Here is an 18,856-nt window from a genome sequence, read left to right as displayed (position 1 = left end):
ATTATTGGTGTTTTGCAATGATGCCTTTGAGCGCATCTTTCGAGTTCAGACCAACCACTTTATCTACCGGTTGACCGTCTTTGAAGAAGATCAAAGTTGGAATGCTCATTACGCCGAAGCGGGAAGCAGATTCCGGATTTTCATCCACGTTAACTTTAGCAATTTTCACTGCATCGCCAACTTCTGTGGACAGCTCTTCCAGGATTGGAGCGAGCATTTTACAAGGACCACACCAAGGCGCCCAGAAATCAACAAGAACCGTTCCTTCGCCTTCTACTTCAGCGTTGAAGGATTGATCGGATACGTTAACAATAGCCATGAAATTGTCCTCCTTATATATACTTACGGTTTATTTTAACCTGTAACGTCGTGAACGACACTTCCAGTATAACACAGGTACGTCAAACTTGTGAATTGAACGCCGCAATGTTCATCTTCCCAACATCAAATCTTCACAATTACAGGATGTGGCATACCAACTGCAAAATCTTTACAAACGCTTTCTTTTCCAAGTATACTAAAATTACTCCGGGTTTCAGCCCCCACACGGGCAAGCTGTATTCCCCATAAGGAGGCAATAACATGGATGCAAATGTGCGGATCAGCGACCCGCGTGAACATGTGAATGAGGAACCCCGCAACGATCTATTTGATCTGATCGCGGGTGTTGCCGGCATGGCCGGCCTGATGACAGTAATCTTTTTCGGTATGGTGATCTTCAAATTCCTCACCGAATAGGATGCTTCCAGGCTCACGCAGGACCAGAAAAGCCCGGTTTTCGCGACAATGCGAAAGCCAGGCTTTTTTTGGGACTACTTATTGTTTAAAAAGTATAATTTGTAGATCAGACCAAAAGACTAACCAATTAACGCTTGCCGCGCTGATTCTCACCCCGAACGGAGATAACATCCACGAATGGACGAATACGGTCCATTAGACGCTGGCCTTTATTCATTTCCTCGCCGTCCCGGTTGGTAAAGCTAAGGTGTTTTTCCAACCCATCCAGATTGTAATTGGACGTATAGAACGTGGGTTTGCGATTCATCCGATAGTTCAGAATGGACCCCATTACATGATCCCGAACCCATGGGTTTAGATTCTCTGCACCAATATCGTCAAAGATGAGCAGATCACAACTTTTCAGAATATCCGTCATTTCCTTCAGCTTCTGCCCTTCACTAATCATGGATTTCAGATCCTCCACAAAGTCAGGCATATAGATAATGACACCCGTATGGCCTGCAACCGCCAGTTCATGCAGCAGATAACACATCAGGAACGTCTTGCCTGTCCCGAAAGTTCCTTCGAGAAACAGTCCTTGTGGAGACAAGCCGTTCTCCTTGGTCTCCCTAATATACCGAAGCACCTGATTCACTGCCGGAGCACGCATGCGATCCTTGCCCATAATCTCCACATCGTTATATCCGGCACTGAGTGCACGCTCGTCCACATAGAAACTGCGAATTCGTTGCTTGATCACATGTTCATTTTGCCGGGCGGTATGTTTGGAACAAGGTGCTTTTATATCTATGATTTCGGGTTTACCGTTAAAATGTTCTACTTCCAGTTTGCAAAAGTGGCCCTGAAAATCGTTAGGGCAGTTGTCGAGTCCCGGACAATTCGCACAGTTCTTTGAGTCTTTGGCGTACTGAAACAGCTTGCTCAGATCGGTCATGAGCTGTGCATCTTGCAGTTCAGGATGACCTGCGCGGAATTCGCGTACGTACGGATCTTCCATCAAATCCGCCGCAATCCGCCGCGATTGCTCACGAAAGGCAGGGTTCAGCTGCTGAAGCAGTCCTCCCAAGGATTCCATGGCTTCAAGCCCCCTTAATGTATCAATATAGAATGAACAATTGAAGTCGACCTGTGACCATCAGGATGGGATGGTAACTTTCGATCTCTTGCAATTCTACTGTTCATTCTATAGAAAAACAACCAATAACTCAACTGATACATCTGGTAAATAGCGTAACCCTTCCACCATGGTGCGTAATGCATAATGCCTAGTATGATAGTACACTTGCAGTCCTGTACGTATTTGTGCGTGTTCAAAAAGTCTGTTTTTCAGTACCAAGAAAATGGAGTTTCTGAACAACCTCTATTAGCGCCGTAAGCCGACCGTGATGATTTCGCATGAGCCAGTCTGTATGTTCCATTCCTTGCTGGCAAATGATAATGTTGATGCCTCTTCTATGCTGTGGGAATGAAGTTTTTCGCCCTCTTCCTCCAGGATGTTGCTCTTGTACGCCGTTTCGAATGGCTGTGGATTCGCTTGCGATGCAGCAAGCTTCAACGTGGCGGGTTCGGTGGTCATATTGAACCAGCGAAGCATCACATCACCGGAATCTTCATTCACTTTGAGTGATGAAAACGCCAAGCCGTCCCCTTGCCATGCAAACGGTGTGTTACTAGGCGTCAGATAACCCGTGTGCACTTCAGTTTGTACCAACGTCCAAGGAACCTGGAACTGATAGGCCTCGATATATGCACCTGACGCTGCACCATTGCCATCATGCGGAATGATCTCGATCTGAAACGAATGTTCACCAAGACATTGTGCTTCCGGTGTCGGGAACAAGCCCCAATCTCCAAGTTCACCCACAGCACGAAGCAGCGTTACGGCGATGGTGTTACGCCCATCTTGAAGAACTTCATATTCATTCAGGCCCAGATTGGCAACAACCAATCCGGCGTCTTGTTCACTCACATCCACAAAATTCTGTTGATGCTGTGTGTTGCTTGGATTTTGCCACTCCGGTGCAGGCTTGTTATCACGCGTTGCAATTTCGAACATGGAATCCACATGATGAATAGCAGATACGAGATCCGTTGGGAAAAGAGCACGTACCCGATGATCCTTTGCCTGATTGTTGAAGGTTGTCTCCATTTGTACTCCTTTTCCACTACGACTGAGGGATACAACCGTGCGGATCTGGAGCGGAATCATTTTAGTTGAACGCTGGGCTTTGCGATGCGGATAATAAATCAGTTCCCGCTGTTCCTGATCCAGCATCTCATCTGCTGACTCCGGTATTTCCCAATGATGAATCACCTCGAACGAGGCTGAGTATGATGTATCTTCAAGGACCCGAATCTCAGCCTGAAGCGCTTGTGTTGTCCGTGCCACTTCATTCTCTGGCTGTTTGAACATGTATTCATTGCCGATATCGCCCACATTTTCGTACACGCCAAGCTCTTTATAAGTCCTGCCTGTTCGTTTATCTGTAAGTGTGAATGAACCATTGTCTGCAATCGTGACAATCAAATATTGATTCTCCATGCTGCGTTCACCACGCAACAACGTATTTGTTTTCAGTTGAGAGCCACTCTTGGCATGATCCATTGAGTTCACCAAAGCATAAGTCTTCAAGCCCAATGCAGCTACATGCTCTGTCTCAAAACGAATACGTACTCGCCGACAACTATACGGCTGGCGGAAGCGATCATCCGGCAGATCATAGCCGAATTGCAGACCCAGATCCTCCACCGTACATGGAATGTGGTTACCCTCTTCATCTACAAGTATGCGGTCTGACAGATCAACGGCTTTCATCTGGGCCGCCATCTCTTCCAATGTATATCCATCCCGGAAATACAACCGAGCCGCGTCCAGTTCCATCTGAACTACACCGCTTCGTTCCCAACCCGTTGTATTAAACACCACAACAGGCCGGGCAACTTCGCCGTAACGCTCAAATATGGAGGTATCGACGGCTGAAGCAATCTGGCCTGTGCTCTCTTCAATCAGTGCCTCTGCCACATGACGGCTCTTATCAAACCGTGTCACCATCTCGCGGTGCACCTCATCCACACTGCATCCACAGATGCTGTCATGCGGGTGATTTTGCATCAGCGTTTTCCAGGCATATGTCAGTTGATCATGTGGATAAGCATGACCAAGCAGAAAGGCATAGGATGCCAGGGGTTCAGCCACTTTTTCCAGCATGGTCTGGCCCAGCTGGTTCATCTGTTTCAGATACACACGAGCCGAGGCCGTGTTCACCAGAGTTCCCCAGCCATCGGTACGCTGGCTGCGCAGTTCGCCTTTGACCGTGGACAGCTCATGTTCAGACGATGCTCTCAAAGCTTCCAGATAATCCGGAAAATTCGAGTGAACAAACTCGATATCGGGATGTAATTGCTCAGCCATACGGATGGCTTCTGGCAGATCACGCTGAATTGGTTGGTGGTCACATCCGTTCATGTAAAGCAGCTCATTCGTTGATGCATATTTCTCCGCGTCTGCAAGCTTGGTTTCCCAGAACTTGCGAGCCGAAGCCTCGTCTACCGGAACTTCATTCCCGTTGGAGTACCAGTTGGCGAACAATACGCCGAGCACTTTCGATCCGTCTGGTCCTTCCCACATCAGCTCCGAGAAGCTTGATTCATATCCGGCATCCGAGACTGTATTATTGAAGCCAGTCGGCTTCACACCACGACCAAAAAACACATTATCAATGCCCGATTGCTGCATCAGCTGCGGAGTCTGTCCGACCAATCCGAATGTATCTGGAAAGTAACCAATTTTCGAAGGTGTGCCGTAACGCTTGGCGTCCTTATGACCAACCTGCATGTTGCGCACATTGGCTTCTCCGCTCGTCAGAAAAGCATCCTGCAAAATGTACCATGGCCCAATCACAATCCGCCCATTGCGGATATGCTTCTCCAGTCGTTCCTTCTGCTCTGGGCGAACCTGAAGATAATCATCGATGATAATCGTTTGTCCATCCAAATAAAAGCTTTTGTAGTCCGATCCCTCATCAAGCTGATCCAACAGTGAATCGACGAGCTGAATGAGCCGCATATGATGCTTCTCATAAGGCAAATACCATTCCCGATCCCAGTGGGTATGTGAAATAATGTGTGCTCTCTTCTTCTTGGTCATCGTGTTATCCCACCTCTTTCGTCTTGTTGTACAATCTCAACCTCATCCGGCCGATACACACCATTCAGCTTTCCGGAAGCATCTGTGGCAAATAACACGGAACGATTTTTCTCCAATTGGAATGCATACGATACACCTGTACGTTGATCTCTCACATGAACTTCATGGTTCAAGGCAAACTCCGATACAAATACATACAGATTTCCTTTTGGAAAACTCAGCTTCCGGCCATAGATCCCTGCGATATCTCCGCCAGATATCCATTCCAACTCCTGTTCGATGCCCGAAATCTCGGTTGCATAACGATATAATTCAGCTAGTGGCTCGTCCCGTCCGTTTAACTCCACCGGCAGCGGGGTCCAGATTAATTTTCCTTTACCCAAAGGCAATACGGTTAGTTCATCTGCTGTAGCATTATCCCCATGAAGCAACGTCTCCTTTGCCACCTCGGCGATCCGACGCCGTCCATAGGTCACCCGGTGATTCACGCCATTAATATTCAACAGTTCTTCCCGCTGTACGTTACCCAGACTGCGTTTGCCTACGATATGATCTGCCCGGTCAGTTGCCTTCCAGTATGCATCCAGCCCCAGTGGTCCAGTGATGAGCAGACTTGTACCTTCCTTCTCCGCAAACTTGAGCAATTGTTGAAGTGCATCGCTGTCCATATTATGCGGACTCGGCACGATAATTAACTTCGGTGGCTGCTGCTCCAACGCTTCCAGATGATATTCGGATAACGCACGGAATGGCAATTTCAGATCATAGGACATCACGCGAGTAAGCTTTGTTGTGGCATCATAGGCCAGGGCACGGTTGGAGAAGTCATTGGAATACGGGAACACCACTGCAATATCCTCCAGCTCGCGGTCTTCAAAGAGATCACGAATGCTATGCATGAATCGGCCAAAATCATAAGATACATCCGCCTCCGGTTTCTCCGTACCATCTGCACGAAGGGCTCCGATATGAGACTCATTGGCGTTATCCATATAAAAGTTGGTGTTCCAGATCCATTGCACCGCTCCTGCGCCGCCTGTAGAGAAAGCATAGGCGTACTTGCGTTCGAGAATGCCACGAAGCTCTTCTTCTGTACGTTTGGCTCGTCCATCTGGAGTTTCCACATACATGATGCCCGTCTCCTGAATGAGATTTGGCTTATGTGGCGTTTTGGCGAAAATACCGTCCCAGATCAGATCATCGTTCAACCACCAGGAATGCACAGTTGTATAATCCACTTCACGTTCATAGAAGAAAGGCGAAGGACGTTGTGCACCAAGGGCTTCGTCCTGACCCACAGTGACCAGATGATCCGGTACCAGATCCTTGATCGTACCTACAAGCTCTCTTGCCCAAACATTGTGCATCTCCATAGAGAAAAGACAGTAATCAAGCCAGCGTGTTCCTTTTTTGGCCTTGTGCATGTCCTGTACATCAAAGTTAATCTCTTCTGCCTCCGGGATCACCGCGGCTGCAAAGTTCGGAAGCTGCTTCGGTGACATGTTCCATGCCTCCTGCAACGCTTCAATTGTCTGATGCCGCTGCTCAAGCCAAGTGATATAAGCCTGCAGTTCATATGAATCCCTTGCCGAGCGTGGGCCAGCTGAGAAGATGCGCACCGGATCAAACATGGACGGCTCGTTAATCAGATCCCAGTCCACATGTGTTGTATGCGTGTGACGACTGACGATGCTGCGGATGAAACGTTTCTGTGCTTCGACACTCTGCGGGTCCAAATACGGATTCGTTCCTTCCCATGTCTCCGGTGTAAAGGAGAAGAAAGTGAACGTAACCTGCAAGCCGTGGCGTTTCGCCGTTAAAATAAATGCATCAATGGCACGAAGCACATCCTCTGCCATATGTCCGTCCACCTGCATCATGTTGCGATAGGCGGTCCAGATTCCCGTCCGAATCCAGTTGATGCCGGCTTTTGCCATCTGAGCCATGTCTCGATCCCAGATATCCGCATTGGGCAGAAACAGAAATTTCCTTGCCACATCGGAGGTCATGTAGGTCATGCCCACAACAGGGAGAGGACGTCCGTCTTTTACAAAATAATCCCTGCTGCGGGTAATCACTTCCCCTTCTGCCAGCAGTGCCGCATCCTGTCCCCAGAAGCCTTGACGCAAGGTCCGAACTTCACCGTCAGGAGCCTGCGCGTGGCATATGATCCGATACAGCCCACTTTCAATGGAAACCGGGAGAAGTATGCGTTCGAAACGCTGCTCACCGGAAAGTTCCATCTCCAGTCGATGGTCCCATACCTTCTCCGTCATGCCGCTAGTACGGTTCTCTCGCTCAACGCTCAGATCAAACGTCCACAGTTCGGACTCCGCAAGTCTGTTGCCTGCTCGCTGTAAAATCTGGCCTTGCAGTGTGAGTACAGCCCGCTCATCTGGCTCATACGAAGCATAATTCGTTTTCAGGGATAACTCAGTTACACCTTGCGCACAGAATTGCGCCCACTTCACAATTTCGTCAGCGCCATCCTGCGTCCAGAATGAGGTGGTCAGCGGCAGATGTACAAATATCCATCGTGAACCTACGAAAGTCCCGCGCGAGTTTTCCCACAGAACGACCGGAGCGGCGATGCTGCGTCCATCCTTGCTCATACCACAAAGTAATGGATAAATCTGCGTACTCATCGGTCCTGATGAACCCATCTGGTGAGGCAGATCACTTGTTTTGGTTGTATGTGGAACCAGATTCCATGTATCTGCCTTCTCAAACAGCCCCTCTTTCCCAATGAGAAGCGGGATCCGTTCGGATGAAGTGTACGATTGCACATTTGCAGAAGATACGTTCAGTGCCTCATGAATATAGAGTTCCTGATGATACGCGGTCTGCTCTGACTCTACAATCCATGCCCCATTCTCATATCGAACCGGACGTTTGAAGGGCGCACCCCCCACACTGATCAGGCTTCCGCCCTGGTGCAGGTAAGCTGCAATCTCCGTCCAGGCGGACTTGGGGAAATAGGGTGCATGCAGATTGACCAGACATCCTTCACCTGCTGTAGTCTTCAAAGTCTCTGCGAGTTCTTCGGCGTTTACAACGGTGATCTCTTTGACTGCTTTCCATGTATTCAGAGCCTGCTCAGTTGGAAAAGTACCATCCAATGGAAAAGTAGAGTCAGCGAAGATAATCAGCTTTTTATCATTAGGTTGGATACTCATAACAGGCCATCCTTCATGGATTTATAGACCAACTGGGAGAACAAACTATTGGACCATGCAAACCATTTTCGTGTAAAAATCGTTGGATCATCGGCGTGGAAACCTTCATGCATATAACCTGTATCTGCATCTGTTGCTTCGAGCATGCGAATAATCTCCAGTTTCTCCTCGGCAGACTGCGCAGTCATTCCTTGCATGGACAACCCCATATGCCAGATATAATCTGGCGGGGTGTGCGGGCTACCGATTCCTTTGGCAACCTTGCCCTCATAATAGAATGGGTTCTCTTTGCTCAGAGCGAAGCGGCGGGTATTCTGGTAGATCGGGTCATCCGCTGTGACGTAACCGAGATATGGAATGGACATCAATCCTGGTGTACCCGCATCGTCCATGAGACAGTGGTTGCCGTAACCGTCCGTCTCATACGCGTAGATTGGTCCAAATTCCGGATGGCGATAAATACCATACAGCTGAATGCCGTGATCCACGTCCTGCTCCAAATCCTTCAATTCCTGCAAAAACTCCATATCCCGGAACACCCACTCGGCAAACTCCTGCATCTGACGCAAAGCGACAACCGCGAACATGTTGCCTGGAATGTTGTAGTGGAAATCGCACGCATCATCACTAGAACGGAAGCCGGACCAGATCATGCCTGTATAATTGACTGGCATGCCCTTTCCGTGATTGCGGAGGGAATCTGTTGGGATACCGTTATTGCGAGTAAAGCGATACGGAGATTGTTCCATGTGATGCTGTTCGACTTTGAACAGGTCCACGATTTTACGCATCGCTGCCTTGAAGCTTGAATCGAAAATATCGGTCAGCTCGGTTTCCTTCCAATATAAATAAGCTAGCCGTACAACGAAACATAATGAGTCGATCTCAAACTTGCGTTCCCATACCCAAGGTGACATCTCGGTCTCGTCCGTGGTATTCCAGTGCCAGTCATTCGCCGTCTCATTGAAGGCATTGGCATATGGATCGATATGGACATACTGAATATGACGTTTGATCAGCCCGCCAATAATGCGCTGCAGGTCCTCATCTTCCTTCGCAAACGGAATGTAGTGTACCACCTGCTCCACGGAATCACGCAGCCAGGAAGCCGGAATATCTCCCGTGATAACAAAAGTCGTACCATCCTCCATCAACTTCGTTGTCGTTTCGATAGTATTGGGGAAGCAGTTTTTGAATAATTGAAGCAGTTTCGGTCGGTGAGCCAGTTTCTGTTCTGCTTCTTCGAGCACGGCCTGAATGGATTGTGGCAAAGCAACAGGCGGCATGGGTATTTTGGGTAATTTGAACTGTTCCATGGATGAGTGCAACTCCTTAAACAAATTGAATGGTGTAGCTATAAAGGATGAAACAAAAAATTTACACGGGACCACTGCGCGGTCAGAAATATCCTCCGATCGCTGTTATCCCCAGATTTTTTTTATTCCCTTTTCTAAAGGGTAAAATCCGGGGATAAAGGCGAACGCTTCGCTTCTTCGAATTCTTTCTGTCCTCTCCGTTATCGTGTAAATGTTTAGTTGAACATGTATAGCTCAAAAATATTTCAAAAAGATTTACCGCAGTAGCACGGTTTGTATTTCGTAAGGTTTAAAAGATAGTGTAATCTGGCCATTGGTATGGGCCAGTGGTTGAACCGGTTCTTCCAGTGCGTTGGAGTGATAGGCTTGCTCAAAGGCATGCGGCCATTGCAACGTAATGCGTTCGCGTTTTCCTGACGATTCATAGAAACGAAGGACTGTTCCGTGCCCATCCTCTGCCATTTTGACTGTATCCAGAATGACATGATTACTATCAAAATCAATCCATGCTCCGGTTGCCGGGCGTACAGGTGCCACATTAGCAGCTGCATCTGCGGTTGGATCGTCGCCAGCTCCTGCGCCATGTTGTACTTGATCCCTCTGTTGTATCTGACCCTTTTGTTGCACTTGTTTCACCTGCTGTACCGTCACCTCATGATTCAGCTCAGCTGCCTGACGTACGGTGTGTGCAGTTCGCCAGTCACCGTCGTGTGGGTAGAGGGAATAGGTGAATTCATGTTCTCCCAGATCAGCAGTGCGATCAGGCCATTTGGGTGCACGCAATAAGGACAAACGAATGGTGCTTCCCTGTACGTCGTACCCGTATTTGCAATCATTCAGCAGACTCACGCCGTATCCATATTCGGATACATCCGCGAAGCGATGTCCACAGACTTCATACTGCGCTTGTTCCCAGCTTGTGTTGCGATGTGTTGGGCGTTCCAGTGCGCCAAATGGAATTTCGAATGTTGCCTTGGAGGTCACCACATCAATTGGGAAGCCAACTTTCAGAAGCTTGTGATCTTCATTCCAGTTCACCTGTGTCTGGAAATCAATTCGCCGTGAGTCATGATAGAAGACGATATCTTGTGTGATTTCCGATTGATGTAGCTTCCAGTGGAAGCGCAGGACATCTTTCGTTGTACCCGCCAGCACCAGCTTTTTCTCCAACAGTTCCACTTCGCCAGCAATCTGTTCTTCATAACGATTGTCTATATCCCATGCATCCCATAGCGTCGGACGATCGTGGAAGAAGTGAAGCTGATTGCCTCGTTCACCCGGCTTCAGCATCTCGCGCTCAGCGGTCTTATCCCACAGACGAGTGATCTCTCCACGTTCGTTAAACTGCACATGATAAAATGCGGTATCCCATGTATCATTGAAAGTTGGTTTCGAGGCAAGGTTGGCCGTTTCCCGTACATTCGTTTCCCTTGTATTTTCCGGTACCAGCCAAATTGTCTGATATCCAAACGCCGGAATGTCCGTCACGAGAATAGACAGGCTGCCATCCTCCCGATCCATCCGCAGGCGCTGACCTTCTTCATCGATGCCGTAGCGTTCCAAGCCATCATGCAAAGGCAACTGAATGACTGCACTGCGTTTCCACCCCAGGCTGTTGAACACAACGTAGGCCACTGAACCTTCTGGGCCTTGCGTGTTGATTCCCGCTGTCAGTGTTGCTACTCCTTGCTCCAGTCCGGTTCTACCCAACTCAAATACTTGTACATATTCCGCATCCGACGTCACGTACGACTCCGTAATTGCCGAGCCCGGAATAATATCATGGAATTGATTCAGCAAAATCAGTTTCCAACCGTCATGCAGATTCGAACGCACGCCAGCTTCTGCATCCTCCCCCATCTCAGGGAGAGCGAGTGTGTTCCACAACTCAGCTTCACGATATAGAACTTCCGCTTTTCGATTGTTGCGCTTATTGCGCGCATGTGTCGTGTAGGTTCCCCGGTGTAACTCCAGATATAGATCCCCATGCCACTTCGGAAGTACAGGTTGCTCCTTTTCAACTCCCGCAAAGAAAGCTCCAGCTGTACTATATCGACTGGCGGGCTGTCCTACCATCAGGTCTGCGCGATCCACATACTCCAGCATCTCGCGTGTTACCCCGCCGCCGCCATCTCCGTGTCCGTATAGAAGCATATGCTCCGGATGCGCGGCTTTCTCACGGTAGGACTGCCAGTGATCATGAATATCCTTCGGCAGCGTGTGCTCGTTAACACCATGATTGAGGTAGGACAGGATCGGTGTTCCATCAATGCCCACCCAGTGGAAGAGATCATATGGAAATACATTCGTGTCATTCCATCCCAGCTTCGTCGTCATGAAATATTCCACATTGCCATGCTTCAAAATCTGCGGGAGGGAAGCACAGTACCCGAATGTATCCGGCAACCATTCAATCTGTGATGTCTTGCCGAACTCCTCCATATAGAAACGCTGACCATACAACATCTGGCGAATTAGGGACTCCCCGCTCGGGATGTTCAGATCCGGCTCAACCCACATGCCGCCAACCAGTTCCCAGCGGCCTTCTGCAATCCGCTGCTTCACTCGTGCATACAGCTCAGGATCATGTTCCTTCAGAAATGCATATAATAAAGGCTGACTCTGGGAATAGACATAGTCGGGATATTCATTCATGAGTGCATCCACGGTGGAGAAGGTACGGCTCGTCTTACGTACGGTCTCGCGCACAGGCCACAGCCAGGCAATATCGATATGGGATTGTCCCACCATATGCTCCAGACCTTCTGCGTTGCCGCCAATCTCACGCACATGATGCTTCAGATTATTCTCAATCTGGCGAATACCTTCTCCCTGCTTAATCTCTTCTTCTGACATGCCTACAAATTGATCCATCGCACGATACACCAGTTCTAACAGGCGAACCCGTCTGAAATCACTTTCCGACAGCAGCACAGCCGAATCACGTACAATGATGACCGTATACATGAGACTGCGAACCGCTTCATTTGGTCTGACCAGCAGGCTCGTAATTGATGTGATCGGCGGCTGAATAACGGCCTGTTGATTCAACGGGTCCACGGGTTCAGGCACCGGATCGAACATCTCAATCTCCAGTTCCGGATTAGTTCCAACTTTGGACGGATCAAGCGTGACGTAGGTGTGATTGCGGTCCAGACCCTGATAAGAGTGTCCATTCACCCGCAGCAAGCCTTCTCCCCCTGTTTCAAATACAAGCCCATAAGGCGCTTGCTGCCATGTAGCAGGCACTTCCAAACGCGTTCGAAAGAAGTAGGTTGTTCCCTGTTTGCTCGGAAAACGTTCAAAATCCTGCCCTTCGGGGTATTCACCCTGATCCTCATACTGTCCTGGCACGTTATAATAAGCGCGGGTAATGTCCCAGCTGCGCAGCTGTAATTGCTCCAGCCACTGATGTTCGGACAACTCGCGAATAAATCGTCTGATACGTTCCAAGGTCTTACGCCTCCCTTACGGTCAGTTCGGCCATTTGCGTATCATTTACGCTGCTGCCGATATGAATATGGAATTGTCCTGGTTCAACGACAGGCTTCAAGTTACGTCCGATATACTGCAGATGCTCTGCCCCGATCTGGAACTCCACGGTCTTTGTCTCTCCTGGCTCCAGGCTCACTTTCGCAAAACCCTTCAGCTCCTTGGCGGGACGAGTTAGCGAGCTGACCACGTCAGAGATATACATCTGTACAACTTCTGCACCTGCATAACGGCCGGTGTTGGTCACATTCACTGATACCGTTACTGAATCACCAGTTGTCATAGACGCAGCACTCAGCTTGGGTTCACTATACTCATATGTGGTATAGCTAAGTCCGTATCCAAATGCATAACGTGGCTCCAAATCCTCTTCGAGGTAACGCTTGCCTCGGGAACGTTTGCCGTTATAATAGATCGGTAATTGACCAACATGCTTCGGAATGGAGATCGTCAATTTACCAGATGGATTAACGTCACCGAACAGAATGTCTGCAATGGCATGCCCGCCCTCTTGACCTGGGTACCACGCCTCCAAAATTGCATTGGCATGTTCATCTACCCAAGGTTCAGTGATGGGACGACCATTGATGTAGACAACGATAAGTGTTTTGCCAAGCTTGTGAATCTCCTGAATGAGTTCCAACTGTACTCCGGCAAGACCCAACGTCATACGGTCGATCCCTTCGCCGCATTCCATATCGTTCCATGAGTTATCCGAGACATTGGAAGCACCCGTCTTCAGATCAATCGTTCCTTCTCCAAAGTCACGCGCACTGGAGCCACCAACCACCATAATGACTGTATCTGCCTGGCTGGCAACTTCAAGGGCACGCTCGAATCCTTCTTTTGAATCACCTTTGATCCGGCAGCCTGGTGCATAGAGTACCTGCTCCACTTGGTCAGCCAGTTTACTGCGAATGCCATCCAGCACCGTTGCCACTTTGGATTTAGGTTGTGGTGACGTGTAATCGCCGAGCTGATTGTATGCTTGATCCGCATTTGGACCGATTACGGCAACCTGGCCCACATCTGCTATTGATAGAGGTAGCGTATGCGCCTCATTTTTGAGAAGCACAACCCCTTCCGCAGCTAACTGGCGTGCCAGTTGAATATGCTGCTCACTGCCAATCACTTCTGCTGCACGATCCGCATCCACATAAGGCTGTTCGAATAAGCCTAATCTGAACTTCAACGCCAGCACGCGAGAAGCAGCCTGATCCAGAACCTGCACATCAAGCTTGCCTTCTGCCACTGCCTGCACCAGATATTGCCCGAACATCTCGCCGGACATCTCCATATCGATCCCTGCCTCAATGGCCTGTACGGAAGCTTCCAGTCCATCCGCCGCGACATCATGCCCACTTGCCAGCATATTGATCGCACCACAATCCGTAATGACCAGACCGTCAAAGCCCCAATCCTTACGCAAAACATCTTCCAACAATTCCGTATTCACGGTGCAAGGCGTGCCATCAATTTCGTTATATGCCGGCATGATCGATGCCGCGCCAGCTTCCACCGCTTTGCGGAATGGATACAGATCCACCTCCAGCAGCTCACGCCAGCCCATATGCACAGGTCCTGCATTACGTCCACCTTCCGAGCTGCCGTAACCAACAAAATGCTTCAGCGTTGCCGCTACTGCATCGTCACGATCAAGACTTTCACCCTGAAGTCCTTCCACGGAGGCAACTGCCAATTTTCCAATAAGAAAAGGATCTTCACCAAAACATTCCTCCGTACGACCCCAGCGCGGATCACGCACAACATCCAGTACCGGAGAATAGGTGACCGCACCACCTTGGGCACGTGTCTCCCGTGCTACTGCCTGGCACATCTCCCGATATAGATCCACATTCCAGGTGCTCCCTAATAAAAGGGGGACAGGATAGACCGTCCCGTCAATGGCCATATGTCCATGCGAGCACTCTTCCCCGATTAAGATGGGAATCCCCAGTCTGGAATGCTCCACCGCATAACGTTGAATCAGATTGACCGCCTCAGCGCCTTCTCTCGCGGACAGTCCATTTTCCAGCGTAACGCCAGTCCAGGGATCTGCCCGAAGCGCACCGTAGAGCGAGCCGATGCCCCCATTTTCCACTTGCTGCTTAAATGAATCGTTTAACGTGATATTCCCTTGATCATTCGTATATGTCTGCCAGCCAAAGGGCTGAGTAAGTTGGCCTACCTTTTCTTCCGTAGTCATCAGGCTCAGCAGATGCTGTACCCGTTCCTCTACGGATTTGCTCTTGTCCTTGTAAGTCATCAATCTGCATCTCTCCAATCCTATAGCGTGATCCGGTTATTCTTTGACCGCTCCCACCGTCAGACCCTGTACGAAATAACGCTGGAAGAATGGATAAGCGAATATAATCGGCAACGTGGCAAGCACGACCATCGCCATTCGGGACGTATCCTGTGGAATGGACTGCATGGCTGCCAGACTCATCGAACTGTTAGCAGAGTTCTGTTGAATAAACTGGATGCTCGATTCAATCCGCATTAACATGGATTGCAGCGGTACCAGATTCGGATTATCGATGTATAATAGCGCATTGAACCAATCATTCCAGTAACCGAGTGTACTGAACAACCCGATGGTTGCCAGTCCCGGCAAGGAGAGTGGAATCACGATTTTCATAAACGTATAGAACTCACCGGCACCATCAATTTTCGCCGATTCAATGACTGCATCCGGCACACTGGTGGAGTAGAATGTACGCAGAATCATAATATAGAAGGCATTCATCGCCAGCGGCAGAATCAGTGCCCATAACGTATCTTTCAACCCAAGCAGCTGGGAAACGACCATATAGGTTGGAATCATCCCGCCGTTGAACAACATGGTCAGAATGGCAAAGATGGAGAAAAATCTCCGATATCTGAAGCTCTTGCGGGAGATCGCATACGCATACAGCGACATGAGAATCAGACTGATGATGGTACCAAGTACCGTCACCAGAATGGTAACTCCATACGCCCGCAGCAGCGTGTCCCCACTCTGCCAGACAAACTGATATGCCGCGAGACTCCATTCTGCCGGAATCAGACGATACCCATCACGGGCCAGTGCTTTCTCGTCCGTAAACGAGATGATGACTACAAATATAAAAGGAAATACACAGATCAGAGCGAATAGACCGGCGATGATGTTCATGATCACGTTCCAGCCGCTGGATACGTGGTGGAAGTCGCGTTTTTTAACGAGTTGAGCTTGAGCCATAGTGGTTCACTCCTTTCCTTTGTCTAGAATAGGCTGCTGTCTTTATCGACTTTGCGCACAACATAGTTGGAGATAATAACAAGCACAAAGCCCACCACGGATTGATACAATCCCGCTGCTGTACTCATGCCGATCTCACCACTAGTTTTCAAACCTCGATATACATACGTATCAATAACATTTGTCACGGAATAGAGCGTACCCGAATCCCTTGGCACCTGATAGAACAGTCCAAAGTCGGCATAGAAAATGCGGCCTACAGCCAGCAAGGTCATGATTGTAATGATGGGCGATAACAAGGGAATTGTAATATTGCGAATTTGCTGCCATTTGCTTGCTCCATCGATCATGGCTGCTTCATACAGCGATTTATCAATCCCCAGAATGGAAGCCAGATAGACGATACTGTTGTAACCAATCGTTTTCCATAGTGCGACGAAAATCAGAATATACGGCCAATATTTCGCCTCGGAGTACCACTGAATTGGTTCCATCCCGAACCAGCCAATGATCTGATTCAACATACCGCGATCCATGCTCAGGAAGCTGAATGCGAAGTATCCAACGATAACCCAGGATAGGAAATACGGCAGGAACATGCCCGTTTGATATATTTTGGCGAGTCGTTTATTAATCAGTTCCGAGAGCAGGATCGCCAATGCTACAGCGAATACGAGTCCCAGGAAAATAATAGCGATGTTATAAAAAAGGGTATTGCGTGTAATTAGCCATGCATCACTTGTGCTGAACAGGAATTTGAAATTGTCCCAGCCTACCCATTCACTCTTCATCAGACTTGCCCAGAACCCTTCGCGGCTGAATCGATATTCCTTAAAGGCAGCCACGGTGCCCACGAGTGGCAAGTAGGAGAAGAAGAAGAACCAGATGGCGCCTGGCAGCACCATAAGCAGCATGACTCGGTTTCTAATCAGGTTTTTCAAAAATGTAGTCATTGTGGAGATCCTCCTTCAGGCTTGAATGAAAAAGGACCGGACGCGATAAGCAGCCGCCCGATCCTTACGATGTATCGTTACTTGTTTTCCGCTCTCCAGGCATCCAGTTGGCTTTGGGCTTCAGCCATTACTTTCTCCAGTCCGGCTTGATTGAACTTCTCAATCACTTGATCCAGATTGGTCGCCGGGTCCAGTGTACCTGTCATCAGTGCTGCCCAATATTGCTCTTTCACGTTCTGTACCGCCGTCAGTTCGGAAGATACATTGCTTGCATCGAAGTTGAAGCTGAGGATTGGAGAATTGACACCTTCAGCGTTAAACTTCTTGAACTCATCCCATTTGTTGTCCGGGTCATTGCTGTTCAGGAAGAGCAGCATGTTGTTCCCCAGGGAGTATGAAGGCATATCGTAGTTTTTCGATTCAGGCAGATTTTCCATATGCGTGTCATCCACTTTTTTGTAGTGTGTGCCCTCGATACCGGAATCCACCATATTGCGCAGCACAGGATCTGTATTCAGCAGGTTCAGGAATTCCATCGCTTTCTCCGGATATTCCGAGTTGGCAGAGATCGCCATGATGGAGCCTTGTACAGAAGTATTTGTGATGATCGCATCACTGGCTGGAGTCGAAACGACCTCATAACCGTAACTTGCAGACCATTGATTATCCGCGAGCGGCTGGGTCTGTGCACGATCCAGGAACCAGTTGCCCGATGTTGTCAGGTCGTTCGTGGAACCTGTTGTTGCTGCTTCTGCCGATACATAACCAGCTTTGTAGTATTTGTGCATTGTGGTGAGTGCTTCTTTCATTTCAGGCGTTTCCAGTATGTTCACGAGCTTATAGTCTGTTGTATCCAGCTTGATTGCCATCGGCAGGTTCTGGATGACATAGTCATAAGGCACGTAAGGAACATAGTTCTTATCCATGGCAAATGGGGTTACACTCGCCTCGTTTTCCTTGATCGTTTTGAGCAAAGGCTCCAGACTGTCTAACGTACGGACGCCAGAGATGTCCAACTTGTATTTATCAACCAGCATTTGGTTGAACCGCCATACCTCTTGTTGAGGCAGTTCTTTGTTGGCTGGAATTCCGTAATTGTGTCCGTCTACCTTCGAACCACTGAGGAATGCAGGATCAATGGTCTTGGTGAGATCCTGACCGTATTCAGCAAGCAAGTCATCCAGTTCGAGGAATGCGCCTTTTCTGGCATTTTGTACATAGTCGAATCCACCAGATGAAGTGAATAGAATATCCATTGGCTCACCGGAAGCTACGTTAACCTGCATCTTCTGTGGGTAATCACCCCAGTCAACCATCTTCATCGTTACCGTGGCATTAATTTTCTCTTTGGTATACTTGCTGACTTCTTCCATTACTTTATTGACGTCTTTCTGAGGGGTACCGATGGTATACCAGATCAACTCTACCGCGTCATCTCCAGCTTCCCCGGATTCTGAAGCATCTTTGCTTCCTCCACAGGCACTAAGAACAAGTGTGACGGCCATTAACAATGCAAGAACGAGTGAGAAGCGTTTTCTTTGTTTACTCATTTCTTTGATCCTCCCTTTTCGTGTTCCCTTAGTCTCTACAAACTAACTGCTTTAACCTTATCGAATGAAAGCATTTACAAAAAGAAGATAAACTTAAGTTTTCGAGGTACAAATTAAAGAGAAATCGTCCTTAAGGATTAATTTTATCCCTGTTTTAATAAATCGCTTACATGAAAGAGACATGCCGGGTAACCTATGGCACGAATCTCATTACATGCCATTTTTGTTCCCAGTATGTCTCTTGTATTTTAATCCGCA

At 48.7% G+C, this 18,856-nt stretch carries 11 protein-coding genes; 1 reads left to right on the top strand and 10 read right to left on the bottom strand.

The window, feature by feature from the left end:
• Position 1: 1 nt before the first annotated feature.
• Positions 2-319: a thioredoxin gene (gene trxA / locus FS628_RS22040; protein WP_017692451.1), complete on the bottom strand. Its 318-nt coding sequence runs from the start codon at positions 317-319 to the stop codon at positions 2-4.
• Positions 320-582: 263 nt separating this feature from the next.
• Here trxA and FS628_RS22035 point away from each other — a divergent pair, with 263 nt between their 5' ends.
• Entirely contained in the window at positions 583-738 is a 156-nt protein-coding gene (locus tag FS628_RS22035) for a hypothetical protein (protein ID WP_017692450.1), read from the top strand.
• Between the two features lie 127 nt (positions 739-865).
• Here FS628_RS22035 and dnaI read toward each other — a convergent pair whose 3' ends face one another.
• From dnaI to FS628_RS21990, 9 genes are all read right to left on the bottom strand, one after another.
• Positions 866-1,816, bottom strand: coding sequence for a primosomal protein DnaI (gene dnaI, locus FS628_RS22030; RefSeq protein WP_145325140.1), 951 nt, complete (start codon positions 1,814-1,816; stop codon positions 866-868).
• 288 nt (positions 1,817-2,104) lie between these two features.
• Positions 2,105-4,888, bottom strand: a complete 2,784-nt coding sequence (locus FS628_RS22025; protein WP_145325139.1) for an alpha-mannosidase — start codon at positions 4,886-4,888, stop codon at positions 2,105-2,107.
• Positions 4,885-8,064 carry a beta-galactosidase gene (locus tag FS628_RS22020; protein ID WP_145325138.1) on the bottom strand — a complete coding sequence of 1,060 codons (3,180 nt, stop codon included), beginning with the start codon at positions 8,062-8,064 and terminating at the stop codon, positions 4,885-4,887. Before FS628_RS22020 ends, FS628_RS22025 begins: the two co-directional genes overlap by 4 nt.
• Positions 8,061-9,380 carry a glycoside hydrolase family 125 protein gene (locus FS628_RS22015; protein WP_145325137.1) on the bottom strand — a complete coding sequence of 440 codons (1,320 nt, stop codon included), beginning with the start codon at positions 9,378-9,380 and terminating at the stop codon, positions 8,061-8,063. Before FS628_RS22015 ends, FS628_RS22020 begins: the two co-directional genes overlap by 4 nt.
• Before the next feature lie 255 nt (positions 9,381-9,635).
• Positions 9,636-12,833, bottom strand: coding sequence for an alpha-mannosidase (locus FS628_RS22010; RefSeq protein WP_145325136.1), 3,198 nt, complete (start codon positions 12,831-12,833; stop codon positions 9,636-9,638).
• Positions 12,834-12,837: 4 nt separating this feature from the next.
• Positions 12,838-15,138, bottom strand: a complete 2,301-nt coding sequence (locus FS628_RS22005) for a glycoside hydrolase family 3 N-terminal domain-containing protein (protein WP_145325293.1) — start codon at positions 15,136-15,138, stop codon at positions 12,838-12,840.
• Between the two features lie 36 nt (positions 15,139-15,174).
• The gene (locus tag FS628_RS22000; RefSeq protein WP_145325135.1) at positions 15,175-16,095 is read right to left on the bottom strand and encodes a carbohydrate ABC transporter permease; all 921 of its coding nucleotides are present in this window, start codon (positions 16,093-16,095) and stop codon (positions 15,175-15,177) included.
• A 23-nt stretch (positions 16,096-16,118) separates the two neighbouring features.
• Positions 16,119-17,048: an ABC transporter permease gene (locus tag FS628_RS21995; protein ID WP_145325134.1), complete on the bottom strand. Its 930-nt coding sequence runs from the start codon at positions 17,046-17,048 to the stop codon at positions 16,119-16,121.
• Positions 17,049-17,125: 77 nt separating this feature from the next.
• The gene (locus tag FS628_RS21990) at positions 17,126-18,598 is read right to left on the bottom strand and encodes an ABC transporter substrate-binding protein (RefSeq protein ID WP_145325133.1); all 1,473 of its coding nucleotides are present in this window, start codon (positions 18,596-18,598) and stop codon (positions 17,126-17,128) included.
• Positions 18,599-18,856 lie beyond the last annotated feature (258 nt).

It is taken from the genome of Paenibacillus xylanexedens (genome assembly GCF_007676705.1).
Classification (GTDB): Bacteria; Bacillota; Bacilli; order Paenibacillales; family Paenibacillaceae; genus Paenibacillus; species Paenibacillus xylanexedens_C.
Note: the sequence above shows the minus strand (reverse complement) of the source record. Positions and strands in the feature narration are given on the sequence as shown.